Raw genomic sequence first — 7,335 nt, 5'->3', positions numbered from 1 at the left:
GGGGGGGGGGGGGGGGTGGGGCGCGCGCCCCCCCCCCCCCGGGGGCCCGCTGTCGTGTGCGGGCTCATGGAGCGCTGTTCCGACTCACCCGTCTGCCCTTTCAACGTGCCGTCCCGCGGAAGATCCGTAAGCCTGGGACCCAGCACCGGACAGGGACATGTCCCGTCTCCCGTACGGCGTAGGCCGCGCCGATCCACGGCCCGAGGAGGCGTCATGTCGCAGGACTTCGGCAGGACCCGCTGGAAGCGCTTCGCCGTGGTGCTCGCCGCCTCGGTGGCTGCCGCGTCGGCGGTGGGAGTCGGAATGGCGCAGGGAGCCCTGGCCGCCTCCTTCCTGATCTCGGGCCGCACGTTCCAGATCAGCGCGGACACGATGACGGTCCGGGGCCTGAGTATCTACGGGATGGTCGACGTCACCAGGGAGGGCACCGCCGTGCCGGTGACCGTCAACGGATTCCGGCGAGCGGAGATCAGCGGTCTGTGCCAGTCCGTGGTGGTTCCCATTCCCGTCCTCGGCCCTTACACCCTGCGGCTGACCGGCGGCGACGAGCAGCGGGCCGAGGCGAGGAACATGTTCATCGACGCGAAGGCACTGGACGTCGGCCAGGCGGACTTCACGGACATCGACATGGGTGTGGCCGCGGGTGCCATCACCAAAGGGCCGGTCAGTCCGGGCGACAGGCAGTCGCGGTACTTCGACCCGGACGGCGTGGCCCAGCAGGCCGACGCCGCTCGGCTGACGGACGTGGAAGTGACCGCCGTCGCGGTGAGCGCGGCCACGCTGAACGTCCCCGATCTGAGCGTGCGGCTCACGGAAGGCAGCAACGAGTGCTTCTGAACCCCGGATTCTCCCTGACAGCAGGACGCGAGCACCTGCGGACCCTGAGCCACCGCTTCAGGGCATGGCGCGGCAGTCGGCCCTTCTGGGCGGGTCTGTTCACCCTGGTGGCGGGCATGCCCATTCTGTACCTCCCGTATGTGCGGCTGAGCCTCGCGGGTATCCCGCTCGCCCTGTCCACGACGGCGGGTGCGGGTGCCCTGCTCACGGGTGTCCTCCTCATCGCTCTCGGCGTCAGCATGTGGGTGCGACCCGAGACCCGGGTGTTCGCGGGGATCGCCGCCCTGCTCCTGTCGCTGGTGTCCCTCCCGCTCGCCAACTTCGGTGGACTCTTCGTCGGCCTGTTCGCGGGCCTGATCGGCGGCTCGCTCGCCTGCGCCTGGGCGAAACCCGTATAGGCGGGAAAGCCGGACGCCGAGGTCTGAGGCCGCGACACGTATACACGACGCCGGGGCAGCGGCGCCGACGGTGCGTCAGCCGCGTGTACGCCGCCGGTGACTGGCGTCGCACCAGGGGTAGCGGCCGCTCCTGCGGCACATGCAGAGGGCGACGCAGAAGCGGTCCGACGCCACGGTGCTGCCGTCCTGGAGGACGACCTCGACAGGCCCCTCGATGAGCAGGGGGCCGTCCACCGGGAGAGTGACGCGGCACCGCGCCGGGATTCGGCGGGGCCGGTCAGCGGGTTCTTTCGGCACGGATCACCACCAACTCCTCCGTCTGGGCCCCGGGAGCGATCAGCCCGCGACCGCGCAGCCAGGAGCGCCGGGACCGCATCACGGGTCCGAAGGGCAATCGGTGCCGCTCCGTCACCTGAGCGGTCAGCCCGGCCGCCCGCAGCCGCGTCAGGGTCGATTCCACCCCGCTCAGCGCGGAGTGCACGACGAGAAGCACGCCACCGGGCGCCAGCAGGCGGGGCACGTCACGGCAGATGCGGTCGATGACGGCACGGCCGTCCCGGCCGGCGTCCCAGGCACGCGCGGGACCGCTGCTCGGCAAGGCGTGAGCCGGACTGGGTAGGTACGGCGGGTTCGCCACCACCAGGTCGAAGCTGTGTCCCGCCACCGGCGAGGTCAGGTCACCGCGGAGCACCCGCATGGGTGTCCGGGCCAGCAGGGCGTTGAGACGGGCGCTCCAGACGGCGGGGCGGCAGTTGTCCACGGCGGTGACTCGCGCCCCGCGCATCGCCGCCGTCAGGGCGAGCACCCCCGTGCCCGTGCCGACGTCCAGCACCCGAGCCCCCTCCGGCAGCCTTTCGCGGCGCAGTGCGCCGCCCAGTATGGCCGTGTCACCGCGCGGGATGTACACGCCCGGCAGGGCGATGAGCGTCATAGCGGTCCCGTCCCGGGGCGAAGTGAGGACTGTCCGCCGCCCCACATGCGCAGGACGTGTGCCGCGAGGAGGTCTTCCAGATGGACGGTGGCGTCGATACCGAAGGCGACATCGGCTTCAAGCTCGGGTTCCTCCTCCAGGAGGCCGCCTATCACCTCGTGCCGGACGACCTGCTCGTGGACGGCGTCGGCCTCGACGTGCTCGCTGTAGAAGAACTCCGCGGCAGGGCCCGCTCCCGTCCTGCGCATGGCGTCCACCATGCGGCGGGACCCGGGCGAGGAGGTGATCTCGACCGTGGCGAAATGGCCGACCAGACAGCCCCGCAGCGCGCGGTGCAGCCCGAACAGCGACATCAGATTGACCGTGGCCAGGGCCTGGGCGGGGGCGGCGTCGAGATAGCGGCCATAGGAGGTGTCGAGACCCAGGTCGGTCATGAGGTCGGCGAACAGCCGCGCGTGCACGCGCTCGGCCCGTCCGCCGCCGAACTCGTCGAACTCCACGGCCGCCATGCCGGCCTTGGCGCGACCCTGGAGCCGTGGCAGCACCCAGGCGTGGGGATCGGCCTCCTTCAGGTGGTAGAGCGACCGCAGCGCCGCGTACTCCCTGAGCTGCCACAGTTCGCCCTCGTCCTTCAGGTGGTGCGACACGCCGGTACCGTGTGCCGGTTCGACCAGCAGCGCTTCGAGTGCCTCCGGCAACGCCGTGTGGCGCGTGGCGTCACGGCGCAGCGCGCTGAGGAAGTGCGTCTCCAGCGTGCGGCGCAGACGGATCAGCGGAGCGTCCCACTCCAGGGCCGCGTCCACCCCGCCGAATCCCCGGTAGTGCAGCTCGTAGCACGTGTAGAGGGCCAACTGGAGATCATCACCGTACGGGTCGGCGGCCGTCGCCTGGTCCTCGGGCAGCGGGCGACGCGAGGCGAGATAGCCGACGACCGCCGCCGACAGCGGCCCGCGTGCCTGCGGCAGCGACGGCGCTCTCCGGATGGTCGCTCTTTCCGTCATGCCTCGCGTGTACCCGCATATGCCGCAAGCACCGTCCGGGCCCCTCCTGAACTCCACAGGCCCCCGCCGCCTATCCGGGCTGTATCCGCGGTGCGGCGCGCCGTGACCTGGCGCTCCAGGCTGATCTGCGGGATGCGAAAGACGTATTGTCCGGTTATGGGTGATATCTCGGCGCGGTGTCGCGACAGGCCGCTACCCGGACCGGCGGGCCCTGCCCGCAGGCGTGACCGCGCGGTACGCCGACGTGAGGCCAGGTGACCGCATGCCCTCCGCCACCGGCCCATCGGCGACCGGCCCCGCCGCTCCCGCCGCCGCTTCCCGCCCGGGCTCCCACCCCGGTCCGGAGGTACTCGACGCCGTCCTGGCCGAAGCCGTACGAGGCAGCAACGCCTCGGTCGGGCTTGTGTACGTGCTGCCGCAGGGGGAGAGGGTGCTGCGACTCGCGGTCGTGTCGGGCGCCGTACCGCAGCTCACCGCTCCCTGGACCCGCGTACCCGTGGACGCTCCCGTCCCGGTTTCGGACGCGATCCAGGAGCGCCGCCTCGTCTGGCTGGCGAGCCAGGAAGAGGTGGCACGCCGCTACCCGCGGCTCGGGATCGTCCTGCCCTACGACTTCATGCTGGCTGCAGCTCCATTCACCCATGGCGACCACGATGTGTGGGGCGGCCTGGTGCTGCTGTGGCCCACCTGGCACCCGCCCACTCTCACTCCGCGGGAGCGTGAGGCGATCACCGCGGCCTGTCGCCGAGCAGGAGACCTCCTGGGGCAGGCCGCCGACCGGGGCGAGACCCTGCCCGTCTGGGACGAGCCCCGTGTACTGCTGCCACCGCGTGCGTACGAACCTGACCCCGACGAGGCAAGGGCCGCGCTCGACTTCGCCGAACGCATCCCGATCGGATGCTGCGCTCTGGACATGGACGGCCGGATCACTTTCATCAACACCGTGGCGACCGAACTGGTGGGTGCGGGGGCCGCCGCATTGCGCGGCGCCCGGCCGTGGGAAGCGCTGCTGTGGATGAACGATCCCGTCTTCGAAGACCACTACCGGGCGGCCGTGGTAAGCCGCCGATCGACGTCCTTCACGGCGCTACGGCCACCGGATTGCTGGCTGGCCTTCCAGCTGTATCCCGACGACCGCGGCATCAGTGTCCAGATCACCCCGCTCACCGGCGGTTCGACCCAGCCGACCGCACCGTCACCACCCCCGCAGTCCTCAGCCGAGCCCGGCGGGGCGAGCGCGCTGTACCACCTGACGCATCTGGCCGCGGCCCTCACGGAGACGGCGAGTGTCAACGACGTCGTGGAGGCCGTCGCCGACCAGCTCGTGCCGGCCTTCGGGCCCCGTGGCTTGGCGTTGATGGCGGTGGAGGACGGCCGGCTGCGGATCGTCGGCCATCGCGGCTACAGCAACGCGTTCATCTGCCGCTACGACGGTATGCCCCTGACCGCCGACACCCCGAACGTGCGCACCCTGACCACCGGCGTCGCGCACTTCTTCGGTTCCTACGACGACCTCAAACGCGCCCATCCCGGCGCCGAGCGGTACGACGACAGGAATGCCTGGGCCTTCCTCCCCCTGATCGCCTCCGGTCGTCCCGTGGGCTCGCTCGTCCTCACCTACGACCAGAGCCGGCCCTTCCCTCCCGCGGAGCGAGCCGTGCTGACCTCCCTGGCCGGACTCATCGCACAGGCCCTGGACCGTGCCCGTCTCTACGACACGACGCACCAACTGGCCCGCACGCTCCAGACCGCACTCCTCCCGCACGTTCTGCCCGACATCCCCGGACTGGATGTCGCCGCCCGCTATCTGCCGGCCGGCCACGGTGTCGAGATCGGCGGAGACTTCTACGACCTCATCCGCTGCGACCCCAGCGGCGCAGCTGCCGCGATCGGCGACGTCCAGGGCCACAACATCCAGGCAGCCGCGCTCATGGGCCAGATCCGGACCGCCGTGCACAGCCACGCCACCGCCGGCACGCCCCCCGCCCACGTACTCGCCCGCACCAACCGACTGCTCATCGACCTCGAGCCCGGTCTGTTCACCAGTTGCCTGTTCGCCTGCCTCGACCTCGCCCGACACCAGGCCAGGATCGCCACCGCCGGCCACCCCCCACCGCTGCTGCTGCACCCCGACGGCGGGGCGGAGGTCGTCCAGCTGTCACCTGGCCTGCTACTCGGGATCGATCCGGATGCCCGTTACCCCGTCACGGAGATCCCCCTGCCCCCGGGTGCGGTGCTCGCCCTCTATACCGACGGGCTCGTGGAAACCCCCGGTACCGACTTCGACGCCGCTGTCGCTTCGCTGCTCACCTGCCTCACGCGGAACCGGCACCGCCCCACCGACGAACTGGCCGACCTCCTCATCGACCACGCCACCGCGCACACCCCGCGCACGGACGACATCGCCCTGCTTCTCGTCCGCCGCACGCAAGAGGGCCTGCCAAGCGTTCCGGTCAGGCGGGATGACCCGGTGGGAGGCCTTGGACATCACTGAAGGAGAGCAGCGGAGAACGCCCGGCCACAGCGGCCGACGCATCCACGGGCGACAGCAGGAACCCCGTGTGGTCGCCCCCGTCGAATCGACTCACGATCCCGCCGATGAACCAGGTGCGGATGCGGTCAAGGATCGGGAGGCCGGTGCCGTGGCGATGCCAGGCCACCCGCTCGAACTTGTCCACGTCGTCACCCGTGAGCGAGCCGAACAGTTCAGCGAGGTCCCGGTCGCGCCCATCGAGCACGTGTACGCCGAGGTGGGAAGCCTCACATGCCACTCCGTGCGTGTGATTCGCCTTGGACACCCACACGACGAACCGCGGGGGAGCGATCGAGCATTGGGAGGCGAACCCCACCAGGCAGCCCGAATGCCGTTTCCCGGCAGCGGCAGTCACCACATAGAGCGGATAGTCGAGGACATCGGTGAACGCGTCGAACTCCACACGCCCAACGTACCGAGGCCCGGGACGACCCTCACTCAGCAACTTCCAGTGACGGCGGCATCACCCGTTGTTCGCAGGGTAGACGGCGGAACATGATGTCGTTACCGATGCATGAGGTCCTGGCCGCTGCCGATGCCGCTGCCGCCCCCGGATGGCTGCACGTGGCGGTGATGGTGCTGGCGGTCCTGATACTTCTCTACAACCTGGCCCGGCGCAGCAGCTGATTCATGGGACGCCGTCCGCGCCGCGCCGCTTCAGCGGCCGGACAGCAGGTCCTTGGAGCACCTCTCCGTCGACTCCGAAGCGGGAGCCGTGGCAGGGGCACTCCCACGCGCACTCCGCCTCGTTGAAGTGGACGACGCACCCCAGGTGCGTGCAGCGTGCGGACACCCTGTGAAGGGCCCCGGCTGCGTCCCGGTGAACCGCCATCAGCCCGCCGCCTCGGCCACTCAGCACCGCCCCCTGACCTGGACAGATGTCCTCCACCGAGTGGGGCCGACCCCCCGGCAAGCGGTCTACGACGAGGCGGCGAGCCGTCCTCGCGCCGAGCCGGAGCACCGCCGGCCCTTCCGCCAGCGGACGGAAGCGGACGGGGTCGTACAGGTCGGCCCAGGACGAACCGTTTCCCGCGACGAGACGGGTGAGCAGTCGCGCGCCCATCATGCCGCCGCTCAGTCCCCATCCGCCGAACCCCGTCGCCACGTACGTGTGGCGCGCTCGCGGGTGGAGCCGGCCCATGGGGCACGTGATCGGTCGAGAACGCGTCCTGGGTGGCCCAGCGGCGGGTGGGGACGAAGCCGTCGAAACGGCTGCCGGCCCAGTCCATCAGGATCCGGAAGTGCCGGGCCGCACCCGGATCGTCCGGGTCCCCCGGAGTGAACTTCTCACCCGTGACGATCAGCATGCGGCCCTGCCCATTGTGCGGGGCGGTGCGGACCGACCGCGTGTTCTCCTCCTCGGTGAGGAACATACCCTCGGGCACGGGGCCCTCCTGAGGGAGCGGACCCGCGATCACGACCTCCCGCCCGGCCTTCGGCAGGCCGCCGCGAACCGCCGCGGATGCCCGCTGCACAGGAACGCGACGCAGACTGTCTTCGGCGAGGGCGACACCACGGCACGGCTGGTGCTTCTCGGCGAGCAGCCGTTTCATTGCGGGTCGCGTTACGCGCGCAAAGGTCCGATACCCCGGGCTCCCGGGGCCACTGCGGGGAGGTCCCTCACCCGTGTTCGGG

8 protein-coding genes are annotated in these 7,335 nt (G+C 70.9%); 3 read left to right on the top strand and 5 right to left on the bottom strand.

Annotation, left to right across the window (positions count from 1 at the left end; translation table 11 throughout):
* The first annotated feature begins 213 nt into the window (after window positions 1–213).
* Both ACFWI9_RS31995 and ACFWI9_RS31990 read left to right on the top strand, forming a co-directional pair.
* Window positions 214–837 carry a DUF6230 family protein gene (locus tag ACFWI9_RS31995; RefSeq protein WP_387168116.1) on the top strand — a complete coding sequence of 208 codons (624 nt, stop codon included), beginning with the start codon at window positions 214–216 and terminating at the stop codon, window positions 835–837.
* Window positions 828–1,235 carry a DUF6114 domain-containing protein gene (locus tag ACFWI9_RS31990; protein ID WP_387168113.1) on the top strand — a complete coding sequence of 136 codons (408 nt, stop codon included), beginning with the start codon at window positions 828–830 and terminating at the stop codon, window positions 1,233–1,235. The genes ACFWI9_RS31995 and ACFWI9_RS31990 overlap by 10 nt, the downstream gene beginning before the upstream one ends.
* Window positions 1,236–1,310: 75 nt before the next feature.
* On the opposite strand, the gene ACFWI9_RS31985 is transcribed toward ACFWI9_RS31990, so the two are convergent.
* From ACFWI9_RS31985 to ACFWI9_RS31975, 3 genes are read right to left on the bottom strand one after another with little or no spacing between them, the layout of a single operon-like run.
* On the bottom strand, window positions 1,311–1,499 hold the full coding sequence (locus tag ACFWI9_RS31985; RefSeq protein ID WP_387168122.1) for a CDGSH iron-sulfur domain-containing protein: 189 nt from the start codon (window positions 1,497–1,499) through the stop codon (window positions 1,311–1,313).
* A gap of 13 nt (window positions 1,500–1,512) precedes the next feature.
* Window positions 1,513–2,166, bottom strand: coding sequence for a HemK2/MTQ2 family protein methyltransferase (locus ACFWI9_RS31980; RefSeq protein ID WP_387168110.1), 654 nt, complete (start codon window positions 2,164–2,166; stop codon window positions 1,513–1,515).
* Complete coding sequence (locus tag ACFWI9_RS31975) at window positions 2,163–3,167, bottom strand: iron-containing redox enzyme family protein (protein WP_387168107.1); 1,005 nt, start codon at window positions 3,165–3,167, stop codon at window positions 2,163–2,165. Before ACFWI9_RS31975 ends, ACFWI9_RS31980 begins: the two co-directional genes overlap by 4 nt.
* A 262-nt stretch (window positions 3,168–3,429) precedes the next feature.
* On the opposite strand from ACFWI9_RS31975, the gene ACFWI9_RS31970 reads away from it, so the two are divergent.
* Entirely contained in the window at window positions 3,430–5,661 is a 2,232-nt protein-coding gene (locus tag ACFWI9_RS31970) for a PP2C family protein-serine/threonine phosphatase (RefSeq protein WP_387168104.1), read from the top strand.
* Here the strand turns inward: ACFWI9_RS31970 and ACFWI9_RS31965 are convergent.
* Window positions 5,621–6,103 (bottom strand): flavin reductase family protein, encoded by a 483-nt coding sequence (locus ACFWI9_RS31965; protein ID WP_387168101.1) that lies wholly within the window; start codon window positions 6,101–6,103, stop codon window positions 5,621–5,623. The genes ACFWI9_RS31970 and ACFWI9_RS31965 overlap by 41 nt on opposite strands.
* Window positions 6,104–6,328: 225 nt before the next feature.
* Window positions 6,329–6,532 (bottom strand): Rieske 2Fe-2S domain-containing protein, encoded by a 204-nt coding sequence (locus tag ACFWI9_RS31960; protein ID WP_387168119.1) that lies wholly within the window; start codon window positions 6,530–6,532, stop codon window positions 6,329–6,331.
* Window positions 6,533–7,335: the final 803 nt, after the last annotated feature.

The sequence above is a fragment of the Streptomyces sp. NPDC127084 genome, from assembly GCF_042724175.1.
Lineage (GTDB): Bacteria > Actinomycetota > Actinomycetes > Streptomycetales > Streptomycetaceae > Streptomyces.
Note: the sequence above shows the minus strand (reverse complement) of the source record. Positions and strands in the feature narration are given on the sequence as shown.

Coding starts and splice junctions, on each gene's coding strand:
- ACFWI9_RS31980 (WP_387168110.1), bottom strand. CDS start 2,166: ATGACGCTCATCGCCCTGCCGGGCGTGTACATCCCGCGCGGTGACACG.
- ACFWI9_RS31995 (WP_387168116.1), top strand. CDS start 214: ATGTCGCAGGACTTCGGCAGGACCCGCTGGAAGCGCTTCGCCGTGGTG.
- ACFWI9_RS31975 (WP_387168107.1), bottom strand. CDS start 3,167: ATGACGGAAAGAGCGACCATCCGGAGAGCGCCGTCGCTGCCGCAGGCA.
- ACFWI9_RS31970 (WP_387168104.1), top strand. CDS start 3,430: ATGCCCTCCGCCACCGGCCCATCGGCGACCGGCCCCGCCGCTCCCGCC.
- ACFWI9_RS31960 (WP_387168119.1), bottom strand. CDS start 6,532: ATGGCGGTTCACCGGGACGCAGCCGGGGCCCTTCACAGGGTGTCCGCA.